Genomic DNA, 26420 nt, shown 5'->3' with positions numbered 1-26420 from the left:
ACTCTCTCAAGATACCGGAGTGCCGGACGCAGCGCGGTCGAGCTGCCTGGAACATGTCTCTTATTCCTCTCAATACAAAGTAGCCATGCACGAACAATACACGCCCCGTGATGTAGAAGCCGCCGCCCAGAATGCCTGGGACGAGCAACAATCGTTCGCTGTCACCGAACAGCCAGGCAAAGACACGTACTACTGCCTATCGATGTTCCCGTACCCGAGCGGCAAGCTACACATGGGCCATGTGCGCAACTACACCATCGGCGACGTGATTGCCCGCTACCAGCGCATGCTCGGCAAGAACGTCCTGCAGCCGATGGGCTGGGACGCCTTCGGCATGCCGGCGGAAAACGCCGCGATGAAGAACAACGTCGCCCCGGCCAAGTGGACGTACGAGAACATCGACTACATGAAGACCCAGCTCAAGAGCCTGGGCCTGGCCATCGACTGGTCCCGTGAAGTCACCACCTGCAAGCCGGACTATTACCGCTGGGAGCAGTGGCTGTTCACCCGCCTGTTCGAAAAGGGCGTCATCTACCGCAAGAACGGCACCGTCAACTGGGACCCGGCCGACCAGACGGTCCTGGCCAACGAGCAAGTCATCGACGGCCGTGGCTGGCGTTCGGGCGCGCTGATCGAGAAGCGCGAGATCCCGATGTACTACTTCCGCATCACCGACTACGCCGACGAGCTGCTGGAAAGCCTCGACGAGCTGCCGGGCTGGCCCGAGCAGGTCAAGACCATGCAGCGCAACTGGATCGGCAAGTCCCGCGGCATGGAAGTGCAGTTCCCGTACGACCAGGCCAGCATTGGCCATGAAGGCACCCTGAAGGTCTTCACCACCCGCCCGGACACGCTGATGGGCGCCACCTACGTGGCCGTCGCCGCCGAACACCCGCTGGCCACCCAGGCCGCCCAGGGCAATCCGGCGCTGCAGGCGTTCATCGACGAGTGCAAGAGCGGCAGTGTCGCCGAGGCCGACATGGCCACCCAGGAGAAGAAAGGCATGGCCACTTCCCTGTTCGTCGAGCACCCGCTGACCGGCGCGAAACTGCCGGTATGGGTCGCCAACTACGTGCTCATGCACTACGGCGATGGCGCGGTCATGGCCGTGCCGGCCCACGACGAGCGCGACTTCGAGTTCGCCCACAAGTACAACCTGCCGGTCAAGGCGGTGGTGCGCACCAGCGCTGGCGACGAAGTCGGCAGCGAATGGCTGGCCGCCTACGGCGAGCATGGCCAGCTGATCAACTCCGGCGAGTTCGACGGCCTGGACTTCCAGGGCGCCTTCGACGCCATCGAGGCCGCGCTGATCCGCAAGGACCTCGGCAAGTCGCGCACCCAGTTCCGCCTGCGTGACTGGGGCATCAGCCGCCAGCGCTACTGGGGCTGCCCGATCCCGATCATCCACTGCCCGTCGTGCGGCGACGTGCCGGTGCCGGAAGACCAGCTGCCGGTGACCCTGCCGGAGAACGTGGTGCCGGATGGCGCCGGTTCGCCGCTGGCGCGCATGCCCGAGTTCTACGCGTGCACCTGCCCGAAATGCGGCAGCGCGGCCAAGCGCGAAACCGACACCATGGACACCTTCGTCGAGTCGTCCTGGTACTTCGCCCGTTACGCCTCGCCGAACTACGACAAGGGCCTGGTAGATCCGAAGGCCGCCAACCACTGGCTGCCGGTGGACCAGTACATCGGCGGTATCGAACACGCCATCCTGCACCTCTTGTACGCGCGCTTCTTCCACAAGCTGATGCGCGACGAAGGCCTGGTGACCTCCAACGAGCCGTTCAAGAACCTGCTGACCCAGGGCATGGTCGTCGCCGAAACCTACTACCGTGTCGCCAGCAACGGCGGCAAGGACTGGTTCAACCCGGCCGACGTCGAGGTCGAGCGTGACGCCAAGGCCAAGATCATCGGCGCGCGTCTGAAGACCGACGGCCTGCCGGTGGAAATCGGCGGCACCGAGAAGATGTCGAAGTCGAAGAACAACGGCGTCGACCCGCAGTCGATGATCGAGCAATACGGCGCCGACACCTGCCGCCTGTTCATGATGTTCGCCTCGCCGCCCGACATGAGCCTGGAATGGTCCGATTCCGGCGTCGAGGGTGCCAGCCGCTTCCTGCGTCGCGTCTGGCGCCTGGCCCAGGCTCACGTAGCCCAGGGCCTGCCGGGCAAGCTGGACATCGCGAGCCTGAGCGACGAGCAGAAAGTCATCCGCCGCGCCATCCACGCCGCCATCAAGCAGGCCAGCACCGACGTGGGCCAGTACCACAAGTTCAACACCGCCATCGCCCAGGTGATGACCGTGATGAACGTGCTGGAAAAGGCCCCGCAAGCCACCGCTCAGGACCGCGCCCTGCTGCAGGAAGGTCTCGAGGCCGTCACCCTGCTGCTGGCGCCGATCACCCCGCACATCTCCCACGAACTGTGGAAGGCCCTGGGCCACGACCAGGCCGCCATCGACGCGGCCTGGCCGACGGTCGATGAAAGCGCCCTGGTGCAAGACACCGTGACGCTGGTGGTGCAGGTCAACGGCAAGCTGCGCGGCCAGGTGGAAATGCCCGCCGCCGCCAGCCGCGAGGAAATCGAAGCCGCAGCCCGCAACAATGAGAACGTCCTGCGCTTCACCGACGGCCTGACCATTCGCAAGGTCATCGTCGTACCGGGCAAGCTGGTCAATATCGTCGCCAACTGATGGCAACGCCCGCCTGCCGATCCGGCAGGCGGGCGTATTCGGTCCACGAGGGAGCTACAACATGATCAAACGCAATCTGCTGGTAATGGGCCTGGCCGTCATGCTCAGCGCCTGCGGTTTCCAGCTGCGCGGCACCGGCACCAACGAGCTGAGCATCAAGGAGCTGGATCTCGGCGCCCGCAACCAGTACGGCGCGACCGTCATGCAACTGCGCCGCACCCTGGAGAGCAGCGGCGTCAAAGTCTACTCGGGCGCCCCGTACAAGCTGGTGCTGACCAACGAGCAGGAGAGCTCGCGCGCCGCAACCTACACCGGTGGCAGCCGCTCGGCGGAGTTCGAGCTGACTACCGTGCTGAACTACTCGATCGAAGGCCTGAACGACAGCGTACTGCTTGCCGACAAGCTGCAAGTGCAGAAGTACTACGTGTACAACGGCAACAACATCAACGGTTCGGGCCAGGAGGAGAACCAGGTTCGCGAAGAGATGCGTCGCGACCTCGTGCAGGGCATGCTCGCTCGCCTGCAGCAACTGACCCCGGCACGCCTCGACGACCTGCAACGCAAGGCCGACGAACGCGCCAAGGCTGAAGCCCAGGCTCTCCAGGAAGCTCAGCGCGTGCGCGACGAGACGCCTCAGCAGTCGCCGATGGAAATCCCGGCTCCCTGAGCCTGAACGGGGCACCTGAGGTGCCCCGTACCTTGCCATGAAGCTTTCCCCCGCCCAACTCAACAAACACCTGCAAGGCCCGCTCGCGCCCGTCTATATCGTCAGCGGCGACGATCCGTTGCTCTGCCAGGAAGCCGCCGACGCCATCCGCGGCGCGGCGCGCCAGCAAGGCCATGACGAACGCCAGGTGTTCAGCGCCGACGCCAACTTCGACTGGGGCAACCTGCTGCTGGCCGGCGCGAGCCTTTCCCTGTTCGCCCAGCGCCGCCTCCTGGAACTGCGCCTGCCCTCCGGCAAGCCTGGTGACAAGGGCGCCTCGGCCCTGATCGAATACTGTGCCAACCCCGCCGAGGACACGCTGTTGCTGATCAGCCTGCCCAAGCTCGACGGCAGCGCGCAGAAGACCAAGTGGGGCAAGGCACTGATCGAAGGCGCGCACTGCCAGTTCATCCAGATCTGGCCGGTGGACGCCCAGCAACTGCCCCAGTGGATCAACCAGCGCCTCACCCAGGCCGGCCTGTCCGCGCAGCGCGATGCCGTCGACCTGATCGCCGCGCGGGTAGAAGGCAACCTGCTCGCCGCCGCCCAGGAGATCGAGAAGCTCAAGCTGCTCGCCGAAGGCAACCAGATCACCGTGCAGACCGTCCAGGCGGCGGTCGCCGACAGTGCCCGTTTCGATGTGTTCGGGCTGGTCGATGCCATCCTCAACGGCGAAGCGGCGCATGCCTTGCGCATGCTCGAAGGACTGCGCGGCGAAGGCGTCGAACCTCCGGTGATTCTCTGGGCCCTGGCCCGCGAGCTGCGCCTGCTGGCGGGTCTCGCCCAGCAGTTCAGCCAGGGCGTGCCCCTGGACAAGGCCTTCAGCCAGGCGCGACCTCCGGTGTGGGACAAGCGCCGTCCGTTGGTGAGCAAGGCCCTGCAGCGCCTCTCCGCGCAGCGCTGGGCCATGCTGCTGCAAGATGCCCAGCGCATCGATGCGCAGATCAAGGGGCAAGCCGAAGGCTCGCCGTGGACCAGCCTGGCGCGGTTGTCGCTGCTCATGGCCGGACAGCGCCTGGCGCTGCCCGCCGAGTAAGGCACATCGCGGGTCAAGCCCGCTCCCACAGAGGTATCGTGGGAGCGGGCTTGACCCGCGATGAGGCCCACCGCCATAAACACAATCAATTGGCTCACATAGCGCTACAGGCCTAGAGTGCGTCCGCAATCCACCCCACCGGGAACCCGCCATGAGCAAGAAGCCAAAAAAGCACGGCCCCAACAAGGCCAAGTCGATCATCGCCCAACCGCTGTTCCGCTGCCGCCAGGAACGACCGGAAAAGGGCAAAGGCAGCTACCGCCGCGAAGCCTTCCAATCGAGAGATTGGGAGGCTTCCTGCTTTATGGCGGCATGAAAGGCACGAACAGCCCAGTCATGGTATGGTCGGCACCTGACCTGCAATTCTGGATTCGTGCATGCCCTCTCGTCTCACTCTCCGCTGGCAGCCCCGCCAGCTGATCGCGGCCACCAGCTTCATCCTGCTCGTCGCCTGCGCCGAGAAACCCACCGCCGCCGATGCCCTGCCGCTGGCCCCCGCCCAGCCCGCTCCCGTCGTCACGCTGCCTGGCGCCACGCCTGCCGTCGGCAACGAAATCCAGCCGCTGCAGACATTCGCCCAATGGCAGGCGGGCTTCCGCCAACAAGCCCTGCAAGCCGGTATCGGCGCCAGCCTGTTCGATCGCGCCTTCCTCGGCGTCACCCCGGACATGGACGTGATCAAGGCCGACCGCAGCCAACCTGAATTCAGTCGCCCGGTCTGGGAATACCTCGACGGCGCCCTGTCGCCGCTGCGTGTGCGCAATGGCAAGAAATTACTGGAGCAGAACGCCGAGCTGCTGACCCGTATCGAGCAACGCTACGGCGTCGACCGCCAGGTCCTGGTCTCGGTGTGGGGCATGGAGAGCAACTTCGGTCAGTTCCAGGGCAACAAGTCGGTGATCCGCTCGCTGGCGACGCTGGCCTATGAAGGCCGCCGCCCGCAGTTCGCCCAGGACCAGCTGATCGCCGCCCTGCAGATCCTGCAGAACGGTGATATCCAGCCTGACGCCATGCGCGGCTCCTGGGCCGGCGCCATGGGCCAGACCCAGTTCATCCCGACCACCTACCTCACCCACGCGGTGGATTTCGATGGCGACGGCCGCCGCGACATCTGGAACAGCACCGCAGACGCCCTGGCGTCCACCGCGCACTACCTCCAGGCCTCCGGCTGGAAGCGTGGCCAGCCTTGGGGCTTCGAGGTACAGGTGCCTGCCGGCTTCGATTACTGGCTGGCCGATGGCAGCCAGCGCAAGAGCGTCAGCGAGTGGTTGCAGCTGGGCGTGAAACTGCCGGCCGGCACTCAGTTGCCAACAGGCAGCAGCCAGCTGTCGGCAGCCCTGCTGCTGCCAGCCGGCGCCCGTGGTCCGGCGTTCCTGGTGCTGGACAACTTCCGCGCGATCCTCAAGTACAACAACTCGTCGTCCTATGCGCTGGCGGTGAGCCTGCTGGGCGATCGCTTCTCCAACTGGGGCTTCATCGCCGGCAGCTGGCCCAAGGACGACCTGCCGCTGAGCCGTACCGAGCGGATCGAGCTGCAGACGCTGCTCAATGCCAATGGCCATGAGGCGGGTAACCCGGACGGCATCATCGGCGCCAATACCCGCAAGGCGATCCGCAATGCGCAGCAGGCGCAGGGTTGGCCGGCGGATGGTTATCCGACGCACAAGCTGCTCGATAGCCTGCGTCGCTAGAAACGGGCGGGGGCGCTTTGCGCCCCTTTCCGCGACACAAGGCCGCTCCTACAGGGGGTTGTGGCCTGGCCCAAGCAATCTCAAGCCCTGAACAGATCCTGCAATAACACCAGACTCTGCTCTTCGGCATCCAGTCGCACGCTTGCGCCCAACGGCAGGCACACATTCGGATCGCAATGCCCGCTGCGCCAGCCGGCCAGCACCGGCACCCCGAGCGGGCCGAAGATGTCCAGCAGCAGCGGCGTCATCGCCGCCACCGTGATCCCGGCAAAGTCCCCCACCAACACCCCACGCACCCCTTCCAGCTTGCCGGCCAGGCGCAACTGCGTCAGCAAGCGGTCAACACGATAGAGCGGCTCGTTGACGTCCTCGATGAACAGGATGCTGTCGCGCATGTCGACCTCGGCCAGCGTGCCCATCGTGGCCCCGAGCAACGACAGGTTGCCACCGACCAGCCGCCCACTGGCGACGCCAGGCGTCACGCAGGTGAGCGCAAACTCGGCCGGATGGGCGATGGCGTCGCCCGCCCGCAACGCGCCACCCAGCAGCCCGAACAGCGAGCTGACCGTCGGTTCAAGCTTGCCCCCCAGCAGGTCGGCATTGAGCATCGCGCCATGGAAGGTCAGCAGCCCGGCATGCCGGTTGATCGCCGAATGCAACGCGGTGATGTCGCTATAGCCCACCAGTGGCTTGGGGTGACGTCGAATCAGTTCGAAGTCGACCCGATCCAGCAGGCGCATGCTGCCATAGCCCCCGCGCATGCACAGGATGGCGTCGATATCAGGGGCGCTGAAGGCATCGTGCAAATCCTCCAGACGCTGTTCGTCGCTGCCCGCCAGGTAGCCATCGGCCAGCAGCGCGCCAGGGTAGACCCGGCACTGGCGGCCACGGTCCTCGAACCACTGGCGGGCCTTGTCGGCATCCAGTCGTGCCGGCCCCGCAGGGGCGACGATGGCGAATCGGGCATTGCCAGGCAGGGCCTTGGGCAACAGGTTTTCAACAGACTCCAGGCCATTCATCACGCCACTCCTTGCAGCTTGTCGCTTGAAACTTGCAGCTCAAAAAAAATGCCGATGCCACCTTCCGGCGCGCATCGGCATGTTCCGCTCAAGCCTGGCTCAGAGCTTGATCTTGGCTTCGTGAGCCTGCTGGTCGGCGTGGTACGACGAACGCACCAGCGGGCCGGAGGCGACGTTCTTGAAGCCCATCTTGTAACCTTCCTCGGCGAACCAGGCGAAGGTGTCCGGGTGCACGAAGCGCTGTACCGGCAGGTGGTTACGCGACGGCTGCAGGTACTGGCCGAGGGTCAGCATGTCGATGTCGTGCTCGCGCATGCGGTGCATGACCTCGATCACCTCGTCGTCGGTCTCGCCCAGGCCCAGCATCAGACCGGACTTGGTCGGCACATGCGGGACCATCTGCTTGAACTTCTGCAGAAGATCCAGCGACCAGTCATAGTCCGAGCCCGGACGCGCGGCCTTGTACAGGCGCGGCACGGTCTCGAGGTTGTGGTTGAACACGTCTGGCGGGGTCTGCGCGGTGATTTCCAGCGCCACGTCCATGCGACCACGGTAGTCCGGCACCAGGGTCTCCAGCTGCACGCCCGGCGACAGGGCGCGGATCTCGCGGATGCAGTCGGCGAAGTGCTGGGCGCCACCGTCACGCAGGTCGTCGCGGTCCACCGAAGTGATCACCACGTACTTCAGGCGCAGGTCGGCGATGGCGATGGCCAGGTTCTTCGGCTCGTCGACGTCCAGCGGCTTCGGCCGGCCATGGCCGACGTCGCAGAACGGGCAGCGCCGGGTGCAGATGTCACCCATGATCATGAAGGTCGCGGTACCGCCCGAGAAGCACTCGCCCAGGTTCGGGCAGGAGGCCTCTTCGCACACGCTGTGCAGCTTGTGCTTGCGCAGCAGTTGCTTGATGCGGTCGACTTCCGGCGAGACCGGGATACGCACGCGGATCCAGTCGGGCTTTTTCGGCAGTTCTTCGGTGGGGATGATCTTCACCGGGATGCGCGCGACCTTCTCGGCGCCACGCAGCTTCACGCCGGCCTCGACTTTCTTCGGCGCGGGACGCGGGGTCACGTCTTGCGTGGGGATCAGGTTCGGCACGGCTTCTTGCACAGTTGTCATAATCAGTCGATTCCGCCCGTCAGGGTCGTCTGCTCAGCATAGTCGAGGTGCCTGACCAGCTGTCCGCGCAGCCTTGTCCTGACCTCGTCGAGTTCGATCGGACCTGCCTGGTCGCGCAGCTGGGTCATGGCCAGCCCCGCATACCCACAGGGGTTGATTCGGCGGAATGGCGCAAGGTCCATGTCCACGTTCAGAGCAAGGCCGTGAAAGGAACGACCATTGCGGATTCGAAGGCCAAGGGATGCGATCTTCGCACCGTCGACATAGACGCCCGGCGCGTCGGGCTTGGCGTTGGCCTGCACGCCATAGCTGGCGAGCAGGTCGATGAGCGTCTGCTCGATGCGGCTGACCAGTTCGCGCACTCCAAAACCCAGGCGGCGCACATCCAGCAGCAGGTAGGCGACCAACTGACCGGGGCCGTGGTAAGTGACCTGGCCGCCGCGGTCGGTCTTCACCACCGGGATGTCGCCCGGCACCAGCAGATGCTCGGCCTTGCCGGCCTGGCCCTGGGTGAATACCGGCGGATGCTCGACCAGCCAGACTTCGTCCTGGCTGTCCGGGCCGCGTTGCTCGGTAAAGCGACGCATGGCCTCCAGCACCGGTTCATAGGGCTGCAGGCCAAGATCGCGAAAACCGAGACAAGCGGGCATCACAGCACCATTTTCACGATGCCGGTGGCACGCAGGGCGCTGTTGATGTCGTGCAGCTGGTTCTCGCTCTCGGCAACGATATGCAGTTGCACCGTGGTGTACTTGCCTTCCTTGCTCTGGCGCTCGGCCAGGGTCGACAGGTCGACCTTGGCGTGCTTGCTGAGGATCTCGATCACGGTGTCGCGGAAACCGACAACGGTGTCGCCGATCACCTTGATCGGGTAGTCCTCGCAGGGGAATTCGATCTTGTGCGACTTGACGTCTTCTTCGCTCATGGCGGAAACGGCCTCGTAAGCCGTGGCAGCAACATCGCCCCCGCCTGGTTCACGGGGGCGTGCAGGTCACGTATCAGTTGAACAACCCGTAGAAGAACAGGCGGATGCTATCCCACATACGGCCGAAGAAACCAGCTTCCTCCACGCCGTCGAGGGCGATGAGATCGGCGCTGTGAACCACTTTCTCGTCCAGTTTGACTTCCACTTTGCCGATCACGTCACCTTTGGCGATCGGCGCGGTCAGCTGCGGGTTCATGGTCATCGATGCCTGGAGGCGTTTCAATTGGCCTTTAGGCATGGTCATGGTCAGGTCGTTGGCCAGGCCCGCCTTGACTTGGCTGGTGGCGCCCTTCCAGACCGGCGCCTGGGTCAGCTCGGTGCCCTTCTGGTAGAAGGTCTGGGTTTCGAAGAAGCGGAAACCGTAGGTCAGCAGCTTCTGGGTCTCGGCGGCGCGGGACTGCTCGCTGTTGGTGCCGAACACCACGGCGATCAGGCGCTGGCCGTCACGCACGGCCGAGGCGACCATGCAGTAGCCGGCCTCGTCGGTGTGGCCGGTCTTCAGGCCATCGACGGTCTTGTCACGCCACAGCAGCAGGTTGCGGTTGGGCTGCTTGATGTTGTTCCAGAAGAACTCTTTCTGCGAGTAGATGGCGTAGTGCGCCGGATCTTCGTTGATGATCGCGCGCGCCAGGATCGCCATGTCGTGGGCCGAGGAGTAGTGCTCCGGGTTCGGCAGGCCGGTCGGGTTCATGAAGTGGCTGTTGGACATGCCCAGGTCGGTGGCAGTCTTGTTCATCATGTCGGCGAAGGCGTCTTCGCTGCCGGCGATGTGCTCGGACAGGGCGACCGAGGCGTCGTTGCCCGACTGGATGATGATGCCGTGCAGCAGGTCGCTGACGGTGACCTGGCTACCGACCTTGATGAACATGCGCGAACCACCGGTACGCCAGGCGTTCTCGCTGACGGTGACCGGGTCGTTCTCGCCGATCTGGCCACGGCGGATGTCCAGGGTGGCGATGTAGGCGGTCATCAGCTTGGTCAGGCTGGCCGGCGGCAGGCGCTCGTCACCGTTGTTCTCGACCAGCACGTTGCCGCTGGACGCGTCCATGAGTACGTAGGACTTGGCAGCCAGCTGTGGTGGTGCCGGCGTCATCTGCTCCGCCGCGAAGGCAGCGGGCGTGATCATCAGCAGAACGGGCAGGCAAAGTCGTTTGGCAAGGTTGGTGATATTCATCCGTCTCTCGTAAATCGCTAATGGTCTGATGTTCCGTGGGCAAGTTCGTTTGCCCAGCGCCCCGTCAGTCTAGTTCTATGGCCTGTGGCCTGGCCCGCGAGCTGCGGCGTAATGCCGCTGCGGGCAAAACGGGCATTGTACATGCCATTGCCCGGCAATTCATGAACAAACCGACAGCAAGAGCTGCAAGCTGCAAGCTGCAAGCTGCAAGAAAAGGCGAAGGCATAAGGCGCACGCTTTCTTGAAGCTTGAAGCTTGAAGCTTGAAGCTTGAAGCTTGAAGCTTGAAGCTTGAAGCTTGCAGCCGCCTTCAGTCAGTGACGACCTTCGCCTGCCCCAGGTTCGCCAGGCGAATGCTGTCCTGGGCCTGCTGGATCTCGCCCTGGCTGTTGATCGGCCCCAGGCGTACCCGGTGCAGGGTCTGCTGGTTGCGCACGATGGAGCTGATGAACACCGGCGCGCTGACCATGGTGCTCAGCTTCGAGCGCAGCAGTTCGGCGGCATCCGGGTTGGCGAACGCGCCCACCTGCAGGAAGCTGCCACCGTTGGCGTTCGGCACGTTGTTGCCGCCCACCTGCACCGGCACCACCGGCGCCGCGTGCTGCTGCGGTGGTGGGGTCCACTGCTCGACCCGGCCAGTGCTGACGGCAATCGGCTGGGCCTGGGCCACCTGCGGCTCCTTGAGCATCATCGGTGGCTGCTGGCCGCGCTGGGCCCACCATTGCTGCGGGTCGATACCTTCGACGCGCACGTGCGCGGTGCCGCTCTCGGCATAGCCGAGCTTCTTCGCCGCGGCGTAGGACAGGTCGATGATGCGATCGGAGTAGAACGGGCCACGGTCGTTGACCCGCAGGATCACGCTGCGTCCGTTGGCCAGGTTGGTCACCCGCACGTAGGCCGGCAGCGGCAGGGTCTTGTGCGCCGCGCTCATGCCATAGAGGTCATAGAGCTCGCCGTTGGCGGTGTTCTGCCCGTGGAACTTGGTGCCGTACCACGACGCGGTGCCCTCGGCGCGGTAGTTGCGCGAATCCTGCATCGGGTAGTAGGTCTTGCCCAGCACCGTGTACGGGTTGGCCTTGTAGTTGCCGGTATGCACGGTCGGGGTGGCGTCGGGAATCTTGTTGACGTCCACGTCCCACCAGGGCGCGCCGTCCTTATGGGCCCGGTTGATGTCCAGGCCTGGCTGCGCGCGCACGGTATTGCCCGTTTGCGGGCTCGAGGGCCGGCTCGAGGAGCAACTGGCCAGGACCAGGCCCACGGCGACGCAAGTCAGCAGTTTTGCGGTATTGAGGGTAAAGAGTTCGCGCATTTACTTGACGCCCCGTGCCAGAACCAGCTGCTGGGAAAGCTGATGCACCGCCATGGCATACATCACGCTGCGGTTGTAGCGAGTGATCGCATAGAAATTCTTCAGGCCCATCCAGTACTCGGGGCCATTTTCACCTTCCAGGCGGAAGGCGGTGACCGGCAGATCATCGCGCAGCGCATCATGACTCGACCAGCCCAACGCCCGCAACTGCGCGACCGTCTTCACCGGCTCGATGCCACTGGTCAAGCCTTCGTCGACACGCTCGCCGCTCACGTCCGCGCGACTGACCACAGGTTCCCCGGCCACCCAGCCGTGGCGCTTGAAATAACTGGCGACGCTGCCGATGGCATCGTCCGGGTTGTTCCAGATGTTGATATGGCCATCGCCGTCGAAGTCCACGGCATAGGCACGGAAGCTGCTCGGCATGAACTGCGGCAGGCCCATGGCGCCGGCGTAGGAGCCCTTGAGCGTCAACGGATCGAGCTGTTCTTCGCGGGCCAGCAGGAGGAATTCGCGCAGTTCCTTGCGGAAGAACTCCGCGCGCGGCGGGTAGTCGAAGCCAAGCGTGGACAGCGCGTCGATGACCCGGTAGCTGCCGGTGTTGCGGCCAAAGAAGGTCTCCACGCCGATGATCGACACGATGACCTGCGCCGGCACGCCATATTCCTGCTCGGCGCGCGCCAGCACGGCCTCGTGCTGGCGCCAGAAGTCCACACCCCGGGCGATGCGCGCGTCGGTGATGAACATCGGACGGTATTCCTTCCACGGCTTGACCCGTTCGGCCGGCCGCGAGATCGCGTCGAGGATCGCCTGCTTGCGCTGCACCTCGCGGAACACGCCTATCAACTGCTCGCCGGCAAAGCCGTAGTCGCGGGTCATCTCGCCGACGAATTCGGCCACTTGCGGCGAGCCGTCGTAATCGCCGGCATTGGCCTGCTGGACTGCGCCGAACAGACTCATCGCGCCGATCCACGGCGCCAGACGGGCCACCCAGCCACGCACTGCTTGCATGAAATTCTTCACCTTTTTCAAACCTGCGCGATCCATTTGCGGTGCGTGTGGATCGACATCAGAACGCCAAACGCTGACAGCAGCGTCACCAACGAAGTTCCGCCATAGCTGATGAAGGGCAGCGGCACGCCCACCACGGGCAGAAGGCCGCTGACCATACCGATATTGACGAACACATAAACAAAGAAGGTCATGGTCAGGCTGCCCGCGAGCAGCTTGCCGAACAGGGTCTGGGCCTGGGCGGTGATCATCAGCCCGCGACCGATCAACAGGATGTAGATCAGCAGCAGCAGGCAGATGCCGACCAGGCCGAATTCCTCGCCGAGCACGGCGATGATGAAGTCGGTGTGGCTCTCGGGCAGGAAGTCCAGGTGCGACTGGGTCCCCAGCAGCCAGCCCTTGCCGAACACCCCGCCCGAACCGATCGCCGCCTTGGACTGAATGATGTTCCAGCCGGTGCCCAGCGGGTCGCTTTCCGGGTCGAGGAAGGTCAGCACGCGCTGCTTCTGGTAGTCGTGCATGACGAAGAACCACATGGCCACCGCCACCGGCACCGCCGCGGCGATCACGCTGACGATCCAGCGCCAGCGCAGCCCGCCCATGAACAGCACGAAGGCGCCGGAGGCGAGGATCAGCAGCGCGGTGCCCAGGTCCGGCTGGCGGACGATGAGGATGAACGGCACGCCGATCAGGACCAGGCTGATCGCCACATGCTTCAGGTGCGGCGGCAGGGTGCGCTTGGACAGGTACCAGGCGATGGTCGCCGGCATGATGATCTTCATGAATTCCGAGGGCTGGAAGCGGATCACCCCGGGGATGTTGATCCAGCGCGTGGCGCCCATGGCGTTGTGGCCCATGACGTCGACCACGATCAGCAGGAACACCCCGGCCAGGTAGGCCAGCGGCACCCAGCGCGCCATGAAGCGGGGTTCGAGCTGGGCGATGACGAACATCGACACAAGGCCGATGCCGAACGAAGTGGCCTGCTTCATCAGCAGGTCCCAGTTCTTGCCGCTGGCCGAATAGAGCACGAACAGGCTGCCGGCGGCCAGGGTCAGCAGGATGAGCAGCAAGGGGCCGTCGATGTGGATGCGCTGCAGGAAGCTGGCGCGTCTGCGCATCACGTCCTCGCTGGAGAGCATGCGGTCGAAGTTGTTCTTCACGGGGCCGATTCCTGGGCGACTGTGGCGGGGGCGAACTCGGGCTTGAGCCGGCCATTCTCGTCGAGCAGCCAGGCATCCATCACCTGGCGCACCACGGGGGCGGCGACGCCGGAGCCGGACTCGCCGTTCTCGACCATCACCGAGACCACGATCCTCGGTGCCTCGGCGGGGGCGAAGGCAACGAACAGGGCGTGGTCGCGGTGACGTTCCTGCAATTTGTTGCGGTCGTACTTCTCGCCCTGCTTGATCGCCACGACCTGGGCCGTGCCGCTCTTGCCGGCGATGCGGTACTGCGAGCCGATGGCGGCCTTGCGCGCGGTGCCACGGGCGCCGTGCATCACCTGCTCCATGCCGTGGGTGACCCTGGCCCAGTCGGACTTGTCGCGCAGGACGATGTTCTCCATCGGGTTGTCGTCCACCGGCGGCTGCCCTTCGATGGTCTTGGCCAGGTGCGGACGGTTCCACACGCCCTTGTTGGCTATCAGCGCGGTGGCCTGGGCCAGCTGCAGGGGCGTGGTCTGCATGTAGCCCTGGCCGATGCCGAGAATCAGGGTCTCGCCGGGGAACCAGGCCTGGCGGCGCGTGGCACGCTTCCATTCGCGGGACGGCATCAGGCCCGGCGATTCTTCGAACATGTCCAGCGAGACCTTCTGGCCGATGCCGAACTTGTTCATGTAGGTGGAGAGGCGATCGATGCCCATCTTGTGCGCAAGATCGTAGAAGTAGGTGTCGTTCGAGCGCATGATCGCCACGTCCAGATCCACCCAGCCATCGCCGGTGCGGTTCCAGTTGCGGTACTTGTGGTCGTAGTTGGGCAGTTGGTAGTAGCCCGGATCGAACACCCGGCTGCCTGCGGTGACCACGCCACTGTCGAGACCGGCGATGGCCACTGCGGGCTTGATCGTCGAGCCCGGTGGATAGAGGCCGCGCAGCACACGGTTGAACAGCGGCCGGTCGATCGAATCGCGCAGCTCGGCGTAGGCCTTGAAGCCGATGCCGGTGACGAACAGGTTGGGGTCGAAGCTCGGCTGGCTGACCATCGCCAGCACTTCGCCGGTACGCGGGTCGAGGGCGACGATCGCGCCACGTCGCCCGCCCAGCGCCTGTTCGGCGGCTTCCTGCAGCTTGATGTCGAGGCTCAGCACGATGTCCTTGCCCGGTTTCGGGTCGGTGCGCTTGAGTACCCGCAGCACCCGGCCACGGGCGTTGGTCTCGACTTCCTCGTACCCTACCTGGCCGTGCAGCTCGTCTTCGTAGAAGCGCTCGATGCCGGTCTTGCCGATGTGATGGGTGCCGCTGTAGTTCACCGGGTCGAGGGTCTTGAGCTCTTTTTCGTTGATGCGCCCGACGTAACCCACCGAATGGGCGAAATGCGCCCCCTGTGGGTAATGACGCACCAGCTGCGCCGCCACTTCAACGCCGGGCAGGCGGAACTGGTTGACCGCGATGCGGGCGATCTGCTCTTCGTTGAGCTCGAACAGGATCGGCACCGGCTCGAACGGCCGGCGCCCCTGCTTCATGCGCTTCTCGAACAGGGCGCGGTCGTCGGGGGTGAGCTCGAGCACCTCGACGATCACATCCAGCACTTCCTGCCACTTGCCGGCGTTGCCGGCGCGCTCGCGGGTCATCACCAGGCTGAAACTGGGGCGGTTGTCGGCCACCACCACGCCATTGCGGTCGAAGATCAACCCGCGAGTCGGCGGGATCGGCTGCACATGCACCCGGTTGTTCTCCGACAGTGTCGAGTGGTAGTCGTACTGGATGACCTGCAGGTAATACAGCCGGGCGATCAGCACGCAGACGAGCAGCACCACCGCCACAGCGCCCACGACGACGCGGTTGCGCACCAGGCGGGCGTCTTTCTCGTGGTCCTTGAGGCGGATCTGCTGCGGCATCGGACAGGCTTACAGGTTCATTTGTGGTAGGGATGCCCGGACAGCACGGTCCAGGCGCGATAGATCTGCTCGCCGATGAGTATCCTTACCAACGGGTGCGGCAACGTCAGCGGCGACAGCGACCAGCGCTGCTCGCTGCGCGCGCAGACTTCCGGCGCCAGCCCTTCCGGGCCGCCCACCATCAGGTTGACCGTGCGCGCATCCAGGCGCCAACGGTCCAGTTCGCCCGCCAGTTGCTCGGTACTCCAGGGCTTGCCATGGACCTCGAGGGTGACGATGCGTTCCCCCGGCTGCACCTTGCTCAGCATCGCCTCGCCCTCCTGACGGATCAGGCGGGCGACGTCGGCGTTCTTGCCACGGGTGTTCAGCGGGATTTCCACCAGCTCCAGCGCAAGCTCCGAGGGCAGGCGCTTGGCATACTCATGCCAGCCTTCCTCGACCCATTTCGGCATGCGCGAGCCGACCGCGATCAGACGCAGACGCACGATGCTTCCTTATTCCCGGTCCTTGAGCTTGTCGGCGTAGTCGTGGGTGTTCTCCGGGCTGTGGTGCTTGCCATCGGCGGCACGGCTCTGCTCGGCACCCAGCCACAGGCGCTCCAGGTCGTAGAACTGGCGGGCGGCGGCGGTCATCATGTGGACGATGACGTCGTTCAGGTCCAGCAGCACCCAGTCGCTGTCGCCCTTGCCTTCTTCGCCCAGGGGCTGGGCGCCCTTGGCCTTGACCGCTTCGCGGACTTTTTCCAGCATCGCGTTGATCTGGCGATTGGAAGTACCGGTGGCGATGATCATGTAGTCGGTCAGGCTGTGCTTGTCGCGCACGTCGATGACCTGGATGTCCTGGGCCTTGACGTCTTCCAGCGCGGCCTTGGTCAGTTCGACCAGCTCTTCGCCACTGATGCCATTGATTTTCTGCTTGGTCATATAAAACTCGTTCAACTCATTGAATGAGGCGCCCACGGGCGCCGTCAGTTGGACACACGATACAGATCATGCGCCTCGATATAGGCCAGTACTGCGTCCGGCACCAGGAACCGCGCCGACTTGCCGCTGGCCAGCAGCTGTCGGATTTGCGTGGCGGACACCGCGAGCGGTGTCTGCCAGACGAACGAAATGTGCCCCGCCGGGCCGGACATGGCGGTGGGATCGCTCTCCGAGCGCGCCGCCAGCAGGTTGCGCAGCTCGTCAGGGGGTTCGACGTCGGCATCCGGGCGTTGCAGCACCAGGATGTGACAGTGTTGCAGCAGCTCTTCCCAGCGGTGCCAGCTGGGCAGGCCGCAGAACGCGTCCCACCCCAGCACCAGGAACAACTGGTCGTGCGTGTCCAGCTCGGCACGGATCGATTCGAGCGTGTCGATGGTGTACGACGGCTTGTCGCGCGCCAACTCGCGGGCATCGACGCTCAGGCAGCCAACCCCGGCCACCGCGCCGCGCACCATGGCCAGGCGGTCCTGGGCCGACACTTGTGGCGTGTCACGGTGCGGCGGGCGAGCGTTGGGCAGCAGGCGCAGCTCGTCCAGGCGCATGAACTCGGCCACTTCCAGCGCGCTGCGCAGGTGGCCGATATGCACCGGGTCGAAGGTACCGCCGAGAATGCCGACGCGCCGGACTGCCACAGCGTTGCTCAACTCAGCACGGCTCCTGGCCGCGCAGCTGGCCGTCGCCGATCACCACGTACTTCTCGCAGGTCAGCCCCTCCAGGCCGACCGGGCCGCGGGCATGCAGCTTGTCGGTGGAGATGCCGATCTCCGCGCCCAGGCCATATTCGAAGCCGTCGGCGAAGCAGGTCGGGGTGTTGAGCATGACCGACGCCGAGTCGACCTCGGCGATGAAGCGCCGGGCCTGCCCCTGGTGTTCGGTGATGATCGAGTCGGTGTGGTGCGAGCCGTAGTGGTTGATGTGCTCGATGGCCTGCTCCAGGCCTTCGACGACGCGGATCGACAGGATCGCGTCGAGGTATTCGGTGTGCCAGTCGTCTTCGCTGGCCGGCTTGGCGTCGATGATCGCCCGGGTGCGCTCGCAGCCACGCAGCTCGACGCCCTTGTCCTGGAAGCGGCGGGCCATTTCCGGCAGGAAGCGCTCGGCCACGGCCTGGTCCACCAGCAGGGTTTCCATGGCGCCGCAGATGCCGTAGCGATAGGTCTTGGCGTTGAACGCCACGCGCCAGGCCTTGTCCAGGTCGGCATGGGCATCGACGAATACATGGCAGATGCCGTCCAGGTGCTTGATTACCGGCACGCGGGCATCGCGGCTGATGCGCTCGATCAGGCCACGGCCACCGCGCGGGACGATCACATCGACGTACTCCGGCATGCTGATCAGCGCGCCCACGGCCTCGCGATCGGTGGTCTCGACCACCTGCACCACCGCCGGCGGCAGGCCGGCCTCGGCCAGGCCGCGCTGGATGCAGGCGGCAATGGCGCGGTTGGAGTGGATGGCTTCGGAACCGCCGCGCAGGATGGTGGCGTTGCCCGACTTGAGGCACAGGCTGGCGGCGTCGATGGTCACGTTGGGACGCGACTCGTAGATGATGCCGATCACGCCCAGCGGCACGCGCATCTTGCCGACCTGGATACCCGATGGGCGGTAGCTCATGTCGCGGATCGCGCCGACCGGATCCGCCAGGCTGGCCACCTGGCGCAGGCCGGTGATCATGCCGTCGATACGCGCCGGGGTCAGCGCCAGGCGATCGAGCAGCGCCGGCTCCAGGCCGTTCTTGCGGCCGTTGGCCAGGTCCTGTTCGTTGGCTGCAATAAGCTCGGCGCGGGCGGTGTCCAGCGCATCGGCGGCGGCCTGCAGGGCGCGGTTCTTCTGCGCGGTGCTGGCACGGCCGATCACCCGCGAGGCCTCACGGGCGGCGCGACCCAGGCGGGTCATGTAGTCAAGAACGGACTCAGTCATGGGCTCGGTGTCTTGGCGAAGGGGAAATCGGCTGATTATAACTGGCGCGCTCGGGTACGCCCAGCGGCGGGAGGCGGATGGTCGAAAATGGTGGGAGGAATGTGTAGGAAAGATGTAACCACCCGTATCGAAAAACGCCTCAACCTCATCGCGGGGCAAGCCCGCTCCCACGCCAGCCGCGTTGTCCAGGCATTGTCGTGGGAGCGGGCTTGTCCCGCGATGGCGTCAATCTGATTCAGCCTCGATTAAGCTATTCATTGCTATCATCGCCGCCCCGGCCACCACGAACCGTCCGCATGTCCGAACCCGCCCCCTGCCCGGCCCGCGCCCTGCCCGACAGCTTCTTCGACCGCGACGCCCAGACCCTCGCCCGCGCTCTGCTGGGCAAGGTCATCCGCCATCGCCACGGCGATCTCTGGCTGGCCGCGCGGATCATCGAGACCGAGGCCTATTACCTCACCGACAAGGGCAGCCACGCCTCCCTCGGCTTCACCGAGAAGCGCAAGGCGCTGTTCCTCGATGGCGGCCACATCTACATGTACTACGCCCGCGGTGGCGACTCGCTGAATTTCAGCGCCCACGGCCCGGGCAACGCGGTGCTGATCAAGTCCGCCTACCCGTGGATCGACGCCATCTCCGACGCCAACTGCCTGGCGCAGATGCAGCTGAACAACCCCGACGCCAGCGGCAACCTGCGTCCCCCCGAACGCCTGTGCAACGGCCAGACCCTGCTCTGCCGGGCCATGGGCCTGAAGGTGCCGCACTGGGATGCGCAACGCTTCGATCCCGAGCGCCTGTACGTCGAGGACTGCGGCATTGCCGTGCCCCGGGTGATCCAGACCACGCGCCTGGGCATCCCCCATGGCCGCGACGAACATCTGCCCTACCGCTTCGTCGACGCCGAATTCGCCCGATTCTGCACCCGCAACCCTCTGCGCCGCGGCCAGGTCGAAGGACGGGATTTCTTCATGCTCGAACAAGGAAACTGAACCATGGGTGAATGGCTCGACAGCCTGACTGCCTGGCTTGGCGCCAATCCACAATGGCTGGGCCTGGCGATCTTCGTGGTGGCCTGCGTGGAATGCCTGGCCATCGCCGGCATCATCGTGCCCGGTACCGTACTGCTGTTCGCCGTCGCCGTGCTGGCCGGCAGCGGAGCCTTCAGCCTGGGCGAAACCCTGTTGCTGGGTTTCTTCGGCGGCATGCTCGGGGACGCGATCTCCTACGGCATCGGCAAGTACTTCCACCAGAACATCCGGCGCCTGCCGCTGCTGCGCAGTCATCCGCAGTGGATCGGCAGCGCCGAGGCGTACTTCCAGCGCTACGGCATCGCCAGCCTGCTGGTCGGCCGCTTCATCGGCCCGCTGCGGCCGATGCTGCCGATGGTCGCCGGCATGTTCGACATGCCGCTGCCGCGCTTCATCGCCGTGAGCCTGGTGGCCGGCGCCGGCTGGTCGGTGGCCTACCTGCTGCCCGGCTGGGCCACCGGCGCGGCCATGCGCCTGCCGCTGCCGGAAGGCTTCTGGCTGGATGCCGGGATCGTCGCCGGCACCCTGGCCGTGCTGATCGGGCTGAGCCTGAGCAGCAGCATGCGCGACCAGCGCCATGGCACCCGTCTGATCGCCGCGCTCAGTGGCGTGGCGCTGGCGGCACTGTTCCTGGGCTGGCCTTACCTGAGCGAGTTCGACCAGGGCCTGATGACGCTGGTACAGGAACATCGCAGTCAGGCCATCGACGGCGCCGTGGTGCTGGTCACCCGGCTGGGCGACTTCCGCACCCAGTTCTTCCTGGGCGGCCTGCTGACCGGGCTCCTGCTGCTGGCCCGGCAATGGCGCCATGCCTTGTTCGCCGGCGCGGCACTGATCGGCACGGCGCTGGCCAACGGCTCGCTGAAATGGCTGTTCGCCCGCGCCCGCCCCGAAGTGCTGGCCGACCCGCTGACCAGCTACAGCATGCCCAGCGGCCATAGCTCGGCGTCGTTCGCCTTCTTCCTGGTACTGGCGGTGCTCGCCGGGCGCGGCCAGCCGCCACGCATGCGCCTGACCTGGGTACTGCTCGGCTGCCTGCCGGCACTGGCGATCGCCCTGTCGCGGGTGTACCTGGGCGTGCACTGGCCGACCGATATCCTCGCCGGGGCGCTGCTGGCCTGCTGCGTGTGCGCACTGAGCCTGACCCTGGTGCAACACCGCCAGCCGCTGGTGGCGCTGCCACAGCGGGTGTGGTGGCTGGTGCTGCCGGCGTGCATCGCGCTGCTGGCGTTCTTTGCCCTGCATGCGCTGCCCAAGGCGTTGTTGCGGTATCAGTATTGATACGGCCATTTTGCAGCACCGCGAATCCCTGTAGGAGCGGCCTTGCCGAGGCGTCGGACCGGTCGGAAAGGGGTGCGAAGCGCCCCCAGATCTGCGCATCAAGCTGATATTGTCGGGGCCGCTTTGCGGCCCTTTCGCGACACAAGGCCGCTCCTACAGGGATCGCATGGGCCGCTGGGGGGAGCGAGCCTGATCAGGCGAACAACTCGCCCTGGATGCGCTCCAGCAGTGCCTGGATCGCTTGCAATCTCAGCTGTGGCGAATCGATGGCCAACAGATCGAGCTTGTCCTCTTCCATGAACGGCAGCAGGTACGCCAGCTGGTTGCCCAACGACTGCCGCCCGTCCACGTCGCGGGGCATGTCCAGCGCCTCGACCATCGGGTGCTCGCCAAGGGCCAGCAGCAATGCCAGCAAGTCATCGTCCTGCTCCACCAACGGGCTGTCCGCCAACTCCGGCAGCCACTGCACCTCGCCGACCATCAGCTGGTCCTTGCGCACCTCGGTCTGCTCGACGCGAAACCGCCGCACGCCTTCGACACGAATACCCAGCAGGCCGTTGTCCTGCTGCACGAAATCGCGGATCAGCGCCTCGCAGCCCACCGAAGCCACCATCGGTGGCGCCTTGCCCACCTGCTCGCCTTCGAGGATGCACACCACGCCAAAGCCTTCGCCTTGCTTCATGCAGCGGCCGATCATGTCCAGGTAGCGCGCCTCGAAGATCTGCAAGTCGAGCAGACACCCGGGGAACAGCACGGTATTGAGAGGAAACAGCGGTAGCGTCATATCGAATCCTCAAGCCACCAGGCTGACCGCCAACGGCAGGAACACCGCCGTGGCCACCCCCATCAGGCTCATCGCCAGCGCGGCGAAGGCGCCGCATTCGTCACTTTCCTGCAAGGCCACCGAGGTACCCACCGCATGGGCGGTCACCCCCAGCGACATGCCCCGAGCCTCGGGGCTCAGCACACCACAGCGGGTCAGCAACGCCGGGCCGAAGATCGCGCCGATCACCCCGGTGATCAGCACGAACACCGCCGCCAGCGCCGCCACGCCGCCAATCTGCTCGGCCACCAACATGGCAATCGGTGAGGTGACCGATTTCGGCGCCATGGTCATCAGGATCATCCGCTCGGCACCGAACCACCAGCCTAGCGCCAGGCATGCCACGGTGGCGAACAGGCCTCCGACTACCAGCGTAGTAAATGTCGGCCAGAACAGTTGGCGGATGCGCCGCAGGTTCAGATACAACGGCACCGCCAGGGCCACGGTGGCCGGCCCCAGGAGGATGTTCATGATCTCGGTGCTCTTGCGGTATTCGGCGTAGTCGATGCCGCAGAGCAGCAGGATGCCGATCACCAGCAGCATCGACACCAGCACCGGCTGCAGGAAGATCCAGCGGGTCTTTTCGAAGGCGGCCAGCACCAGCTGGTAGGCGGCCAGGGTGACACCGATGCCGAACAGCGGGTGATGAATGACCGCCTCCAGGGCGCCGTGCCAGTCAAGGATCATGGCCGCTCCTCGCGCTTGCTCTGGCGATGCATGAGTTTTTGCATCAGCACACCGACGAACACCAGGGTGGCCAGGCACGAGATCAGCAAGGCGCCGACGATGGCCCAGAAGTCCGCGGCGATATCCTTGGCATAGACCATCACCCCAACGGCCGGTGGCACCAGCAGCAACGGCAGGTAGCGCAGCAGGCTGCCGGCGGCTTCGTTGAGCGGCTTGCCGACCTCGCCACGGATCATCAGGAAGGCCATCAGCAGCAACAAGCCGATGATCGGCCCAGGCAGGATGTGCAGGAACAGGTGGTTGATCGCCGTTCCCAGCAATTGGAACAGCACCAGCCAGGTCAAACCACGCAGCAGCATAAAGACCTCCCTCAGAGCATGGCGGCCATTATAAGCACGCTAAGCAACTGTCTATAAGGCGATATTCGGCGAAAAGCGGGCAACTTGACTGAAACGATTGGCCGTGCTGATCTTGCACCTTCGTACCAAATGACAACCTGGAGAGTCGCGATGCCCTATGTACCGGTTACAGAGCTTTCGCAGTACGTTGGAAAGGAACTGGGACGTTCCGACTGGCTGAAGATCGATCAGCAACGCATCAACCTGTTCGCCGAGGCCACCGGTGATTTCCAGTTCATCCATGTCGACCCCGAGAAAGCGAAGAAGACGCCGTTCGGCACCACCATCGCCCATGGCTTTCTCACCCTGTCGCTGATCCCCAAGCTGATGGAAGACATCCTCGTGCTGCCCGAAGGGCTGAAGATGGTGGTCAACTATGGCCTGGACAGCGTGCGTTTCATCCAGCCGGTGAAGGTCGACAGCAGGGTGCGCCTGAAGGTGGACCTGGGTGAGGTGACCGAGAAGAAACCAGGGCAGTGGTTGCTCAAGGCCAGCGTGACGCTGGAAATCGAAGGCGAAGAGAAACCAGCCTACATCGCCGAACCGCTCTCCCTCTGCTTCGTCTGAGCAGTCGCATACCGGCTCGAATCCTGTGGGAGCGGGTTTACCCGCGAATGCGATGGAAGATTCAGCGCCCGATTCGCGGGCAAACCCACTCCCAAGGATGCCCCTCATTCACGCACCTCGGCATTCTGCGGCATACTCGGCGCATCCTTCGCCCGGACTCCGCCATGCGCCCACTGCTGCCCCTGACCTTGATCCTGCTGCTCGCCGCCTGTGGCGAAGGCGAGCCTCTCTCGCCGCCGGACGCACGCCTGCCCGACGGCGGTCGCTACCGCGGCCAGGTGGTCGATGGCCTGCTGCAGGGCGAAGGGCGCATCGACTACCCCAACGGCAGCTGGTACGCCGGCACCTTCAAGGACGGCCAGTGGCATGGCCAGGGGGAATGGCACGGCAGCAATGGCGAGGTCTATCGCGGCCAGTTCAGCGAAGGCCTGTTCCAGGGGCTGGGCGAGCTGAGCACGCCCGGTAGCCACTACGCGGGTACCTTCAAGCATGGCCGACGCGACGGCGAAGGCACGCTCAAGCAGAACGACCAGACCTACAGTGGCCAGTTCAAGGACGACCAGTACGATGGCGCGGGCCAGCTCGAACTGGCCGACGGCAGCCGCTACCAGGGCCTGTTCGCCAAGGGCAAGCCCAATGGCGCCGGCGTGCGCAGCGACGCCAGCGGCAACCAGTTCAGCGGCCACTTCAGCGACGGCCAGCTGCAAGGTGCCGGCACCTATGACAGTGTCGACGGCGAACAGTACATCGGCGAATTCAAGGACAACCACCTGGAAGGCCGGGGCCGCTACGAGAATGCCGACGGCGATGTGTGGATCGGCGATTTCAAGGACGGCTCGCTGAGCGGCCAGGGTGAGCTGCTGGGCAGCGATGGCAGCCGCTACAAGGGCGGTTTCCGCGACTGGCGCTTCGCCGGGCCAGGCACCTTGCAACTGGCCGACGGCAGCCAGTACGTCGGCGGTTTCGCCGATGACGCCTACCATGGCCAGGGCCGCTTGACTCACCCGGATGGCCGGGTCGAGAGCGGCACCTGGGTCAACGGTGTGCGTGTGCGCGATGCCAAGGGCAAGTGGCTCCCCGATCCACTGGAGCTGGCCTTGCTCAATCAGGGCCAGCTACTGGACCAGGCCCTGGCCAAGGTGCCTCGCTCGACCCCACCGGTGCAGCTGTACAGCCTGGTGGTGGCCGGCGATGGCCAGCAGAGCGTGTTCCTGCGCGAGGCCGACTATGTCAGCAACATGCTCAAGGTGCGCTTTGGCGCTCACGGCCAGGTGACCCTGGTCAATCACCGCGACCACATGGTCGACCGCCCCATGGCCACCCGCGAGAACCTCGCCCGCGCCGCACGCATCCTGGCCGAGCGCAGCGGTCCCGAGGATCTGGTGTTCATCTACCTCACCAGCCATGGCAGCCAGGACCACCAGCTGGTGCTCGACCAACCGCGCCTGCAGCTGGCCGACCTGTCCGCCGACGCACTGGCCAGCGCCCTGGCGCCGCTGAAGGACCGCGACAAGGTGATCGTCATCTCTGCGTGCTATTCCGGGGGCTATATCGCCCCGCTCAAGGATGACCGTACCCTGGTCATGACCGCCGCACGCCCAGACCGGGTCTCGTTCGGCTGCTCGGAAGAGGCCGACTTCACCTACTTCGGCGACGCCCTGTTCGCCCAGGCGCTGAACCAGACCGACGACTTGAAACAGGCGTTTGAACTGGCGCGCCAAAGCGTTGCCGAAAGGGAACGAAGGGAAGGTTTCGAAGCCTCGGAGCCGCAGCTCTGGGCGCCGCCGGCAGTGATCAGCCACTGGCAGCGCCTGCGCCGCCAACAGGCCGAACAAGCCCTGCGCAATGAAGCCCAGCCAGCCTCGGGGGAACAGGCGAAAACACCTGGCGCCCACTAAGCTGTGTAGTAACGAGGGAGAGACATCATGTATCTGACGCCTCAACATGTCCTGCTTGCCGGTGCCACGGGTCTGACAGGTGAACACCTGCTCGACCGCCTGCTCAACGAGCCCACCATCAGCCGCGTGCTGGCCCCGACCCGCCGCCCCCTCGCCGAACACCCGCACCTGGAAAACCCGGTGGGCGACCCGGCCGTGTTTCTCCCACAACTGGCCGGTCGCGTCGATATCGCCTTCTGTTGCCTGGGCACGACGCTCAAGCAGGCGGGCTCGGAAAACGCCTTCCGGGCCGTCGACCTGGACATGGTCGTGGCCTTCAGCAAGCGCGCCCGCGAGATGGGCGCGCGCCACCTGCTGGTGATCAGCGCGCTGGGCGCCGATGCGAAGTCGACGATCTTCTACAACCGGGTCAAGGGCGAGATGGAAGAGGCGCTCAAGCAGCAGGACTGGCCACAATTGACCATCGTCCGGCCTTCGTTGCTGCTGGGCGAGCGCCTCGAGCCACGCCTGGGCGAGCGCATGGCGGCGCCCTTCGCTCGCCTGATACCTGGCAAGTATCGCGGCATCGAAGCCTGCACCCTGGCCCGGGCCCTGTGGCGCCTGGCGCTGGAAGAAGAAGATGGCATTCGCGTCGTCGAGTCGGACGAACTGCGCAAGCTGGGCAAATAGTCGGCGTTCCATCCCTCACGGCCCCTTTTGCCGGCGGGGCTCGTCCCGTTCCAGATCCGCTGCGCGCCCGCGCAGCGCCTGTGACGCCCTCTATGCATTGAAAGATGCAAAGTGTTAGCATTCGCATTACGCTGCTGAAGGCTCTACTTCAGTGGTTTCATGGATGATCGACAGATATGGACAGCAAAATTCCGTCTCCCCAGGCGCCCGCTCGCCTGCCCTGCAATGCGCGCCCGACGACAGCCTGGCCTCCAGGCAACCGTGGTTGAGGCCGCTGCCCCAGATACCTGGTCGACCAACCACACCCTCGCTGCCATGGCGTGACTGCTCAGCACAGACCCACCGCACTCGTCCTCCCCCAGTTCGGTGCGAT

At 65.2% G+C, this 26420-nt stretch carries 26 protein-coding genes; 10 read left to right on the top strand and 16 right to left on the bottom strand.

Annotated elements, in window-relative coordinates; genetic code table 11:
- The first annotated feature begins 85 nt into the window (after positions 1 to 85).
- From leuS to N5D48_RS04110, 5 genes are all read left to right on the top strand, one after another.
- Positions 86 to 2692 carry a leucine--tRNA ligase gene (gene leuS / locus N5D48_RS04130; RefSeq protein WP_279881330.1) on the top strand — a complete coding sequence of 869 codons (2607 nt, stop codon included), beginning with the start codon at positions 86 to 88 and terminating at the stop codon, positions 2690 to 2692.
- Positions 2693 to 2753: 61 nt separating this feature from the next.
- Positions 2754 to 3359, top strand: a complete 606-nt coding sequence (lptE, locus tag N5D48_RS04125; protein ID WP_279881328.1) for an LPS assembly lipoprotein LptE — start codon at positions 2754 to 2756, stop codon at positions 3357 to 3359.
- A gap of 37 nt (positions 3360 to 3396) precedes the next feature.
- Complete coding sequence (gene holA / locus N5D48_RS04120; protein WP_279881326.1) at positions 3397 to 4434, top strand: DNA polymerase III subunit delta; 1038 nt, start codon at positions 3397 to 3399, stop codon at positions 4432 to 4434.
- Between the two features lie 151 nt (positions 4435 to 4585).
- On the top strand, positions 4586 to 4750 hold the full coding sequence (arfA, locus tag N5D48_RS04115) for an alternative ribosome rescue factor ArfA (protein WP_050707056.1): 165 nt from the start codon (positions 4586 to 4588) through the stop codon (positions 4748 to 4750).
- Between the two features lie 61 nt (positions 4751 to 4811).
- Positions 4812 to 6125: a lytic murein transglycosylase gene (locus N5D48_RS04110; protein ID WP_279881321.1), complete on the top strand. Its 1314-nt coding sequence runs from the start codon at positions 4812 to 4814 to the stop codon at positions 6123 to 6125.
- A gap of 80 nt (positions 6126 to 6205) precedes the next feature.
- Here the strand turns inward: N5D48_RS04110 and N5D48_RS04105 are convergent, their stop codons facing one another.
- The 13 genes from N5D48_RS04105 to N5D48_RS04045 form a co-directional block, all read right to left on the bottom strand.
- A complete protein-coding gene (locus N5D48_RS04105) occupies positions 6206 to 7144 on the bottom strand; it encodes an LD-carboxypeptidase (RefSeq protein WP_279881319.1) in 939 nt (312 codons plus the stop codon).
- A 99-nt stretch (positions 7145 to 7243) separates the two neighbouring features.
- Complete coding sequence (lipA, locus tag N5D48_RS04100) at positions 7244 to 8260, bottom strand: lipoyl synthase (RefSeq protein WP_279806618.1); 1017 nt, start codon at positions 8258 to 8260, stop codon at positions 7244 to 7246.
- A gap of 2 nt (positions 8261 to 8262) precedes the next feature.
- Positions 8263 to 8910 (bottom strand): lipoyl(octanoyl) transferase LipB, encoded by a 648-nt coding sequence (gene lipB, locus N5D48_RS04095; RefSeq protein ID WP_279881317.1) that lies wholly within the window; start codon positions 8908 to 8910, stop codon positions 8263 to 8265.
- The gene (locus tag N5D48_RS04090) at positions 8910 to 9185 is read right to left on the bottom strand and encodes a DUF493 domain-containing protein (protein ID WP_011535839.1); all 276 of its coding nucleotides are present in this window, start codon (positions 9183 to 9185) and stop codon (positions 8910 to 8912) included. The genes lipB and N5D48_RS04090 overlap by 1 nt, the downstream gene beginning before the upstream one ends.
- A gap of 73 nt (positions 9186 to 9258) precedes the next feature.
- On the bottom strand, positions 9259 to 10419 hold the full coding sequence (locus tag N5D48_RS04085; protein WP_279881314.1) for a D-alanyl-D-alanine carboxypeptidase: 1161 nt from the start codon (positions 10417 to 10419) through the stop codon (positions 9259 to 9261).
- A 309-nt stretch (positions 10420 to 10728) separates the two neighbouring features.
- Positions 10729 to 11727, bottom strand: coding sequence for a septal ring lytic transglycosylase RlpA family protein (locus N5D48_RS04080; protein ID WP_279881312.1), 999 nt, complete (start codon positions 11725 to 11727; stop codon positions 10729 to 10731).
- Positions 11728 to 12738 carry a lytic murein transglycosylase B gene (gene mltB, locus N5D48_RS04075; protein ID WP_279881310.1) on the bottom strand — a complete coding sequence of 337 codons (1011 nt, stop codon included), beginning with the start codon at positions 12736 to 12738 and terminating at the stop codon, positions 11728 to 11730.
- A gap of 17 nt (positions 12739 to 12755) precedes the next feature.
- Entirely contained in the window at positions 12756 to 13859 is a 1104-nt protein-coding gene (gene rodA / locus N5D48_RS04070) for a rod shape-determining protein RodA (RefSeq protein ID WP_279881391.1), read from the bottom strand.
- Positions 13860 to 13897: 38 nt separating this feature from the next.
- Positions 13898 to 15796, bottom strand: coding sequence for a penicillin-binding protein 2 (gene mrdA, locus N5D48_RS04065; protein WP_279881308.1), 1899 nt, complete (start codon positions 15794 to 15796; stop codon positions 13898 to 13900).
- A gap of 17 nt (positions 15797 to 15813) precedes the next feature.
- Complete coding sequence (gene rlmH, locus N5D48_RS04060) at positions 15814 to 16281, bottom strand: 23S rRNA (pseudouridine(1915)-N(3))-methyltransferase RlmH (protein ID WP_011535845.1); 468 nt, start codon at positions 16279 to 16281, stop codon at positions 15814 to 15816.
- 9 nt (positions 16282 to 16290) lie between these two features.
- Complete coding sequence (rsfS, locus tag N5D48_RS04055) at positions 16291 to 16719, bottom strand: ribosome silencing factor (protein ID WP_279881306.1); 429 nt, start codon at positions 16717 to 16719, stop codon at positions 16291 to 16293.
- A gap of 44 nt (positions 16720 to 16763) precedes the next feature.
- The gene (nadD, locus tag N5D48_RS04050; RefSeq protein ID WP_279881304.1) at positions 16764 to 17423 is read right to left on the bottom strand and encodes a nicotinate-nucleotide adenylyltransferase; all 660 of its coding nucleotides are present in this window, start codon (positions 17421 to 17423) and stop codon (positions 16764 to 16766) included.
- Between the two features lies 1 nt (position 17424).
- Entirely contained in the window at positions 17425 to 18696 is a 1272-nt protein-coding gene (locus N5D48_RS04045; protein WP_279881302.1) for a glutamate-5-semialdehyde dehydrogenase, read from the bottom strand.
- Positions 18697 to 18992: 296 nt separating this feature from the next.
- Between N5D48_RS04045 and N5D48_RS04040 the strand changes: the two genes are divergently transcribed.
- Both N5D48_RS04040 and N5D48_RS04035 read left to right on the top strand, forming a co-directional pair.
- Positions 18993 to 19685: a DNA-3-methyladenine glycosylase gene (locus N5D48_RS04040; RefSeq protein ID WP_279881300.1), complete on the top strand. Its 693-nt coding sequence runs from the start codon at positions 18993 to 18995 to the stop codon at positions 19683 to 19685.
- Positions 19686 to 19688: 3 nt separating this feature from the next.
- Positions 19689 to 21005: a bifunctional DedA family/phosphatase PAP2 family protein gene (locus tag N5D48_RS04035; protein ID WP_279881297.1), complete on the top strand. Its 1317-nt coding sequence runs from the start codon at positions 19689 to 19691 to the stop codon at positions 21003 to 21005.
- 193 nt (positions 21006 to 21198) lie between these two features.
- On the opposite strand, the gene N5D48_RS04030 is transcribed toward N5D48_RS04035, so the two are convergent.
- The 3 genes from N5D48_RS04030 to N5D48_RS04020 are packed head-to-tail and all read right to left on the bottom strand — an operon-like array spanning position 21199 to position 22874.
- Positions 21199 to 21789, bottom strand: coding sequence for an LON peptidase substrate-binding domain-containing protein (locus N5D48_RS04030; protein WP_279881295.1), 591 nt, complete (start codon positions 21787 to 21789; stop codon positions 21199 to 21201).
- Between the two features lie 9 nt (positions 21790 to 21798).
- Positions 21799 to 22515, bottom strand: a complete 717-nt coding sequence (locus N5D48_RS04025; RefSeq protein WP_279881293.1) for an LrgB family protein — start codon at positions 22513 to 22515, stop codon at positions 21799 to 21801.
- Positions 22512 to 22874 (bottom strand): CidA/LrgA family protein, encoded by a 363-nt coding sequence (locus tag N5D48_RS04020; RefSeq protein ID WP_279881291.1) that lies wholly within the window; start codon positions 22872 to 22874, stop codon positions 22512 to 22514. Before N5D48_RS04020 ends, N5D48_RS04025 begins: the two co-directional genes overlap by 4 nt.
- Positions 22875 to 23024: 150 nt before the next feature.
- On the opposite strand from N5D48_RS04020, the gene N5D48_RS04015 reads away from it, so the two are divergent.
- The 3 genes from N5D48_RS04015 (at position 23025) to N5D48_RS04005 (ending at position 26047) form a co-directional block, all read left to right on the top strand.
- Positions 23025 to 23480, top strand: coding sequence for a MaoC family dehydratase (locus N5D48_RS04015; protein ID WP_279881288.1), 456 nt, complete (start codon positions 23025 to 23027; stop codon positions 23478 to 23480).
- Positions 23481 to 23644: 164 nt separating this feature from the next.
- Entirely contained in the window at positions 23645 to 25378 is a 1734-nt protein-coding gene (locus tag N5D48_RS04010) for a C13 family peptidase (protein WP_279881285.1), read from the top strand.
- A 27-nt stretch (positions 25379 to 25405) separates the two neighbouring features.
- Positions 25406 to 26047, top strand: a complete 642-nt coding sequence (locus N5D48_RS04005; RefSeq protein WP_279881283.1) for an oxidoreductase — start codon at positions 25406 to 25408, stop codon at positions 26045 to 26047.
- The last annotated feature ends 373 nt before the right edge of the window (positions 26048 to 26420 follow it).

Source organism: Pseudomonas sp. GD03858 (assembly GCF_029840925.1).
In the GTDB taxonomy this organism is placed as follows: Bacteria; Pseudomonadota; Gammaproteobacteria; order Pseudomonadales; family Pseudomonadaceae; genus Aquipseudomonas.
This window is presented reverse-complemented; position numbering and strand designations above follow the sequence as displayed.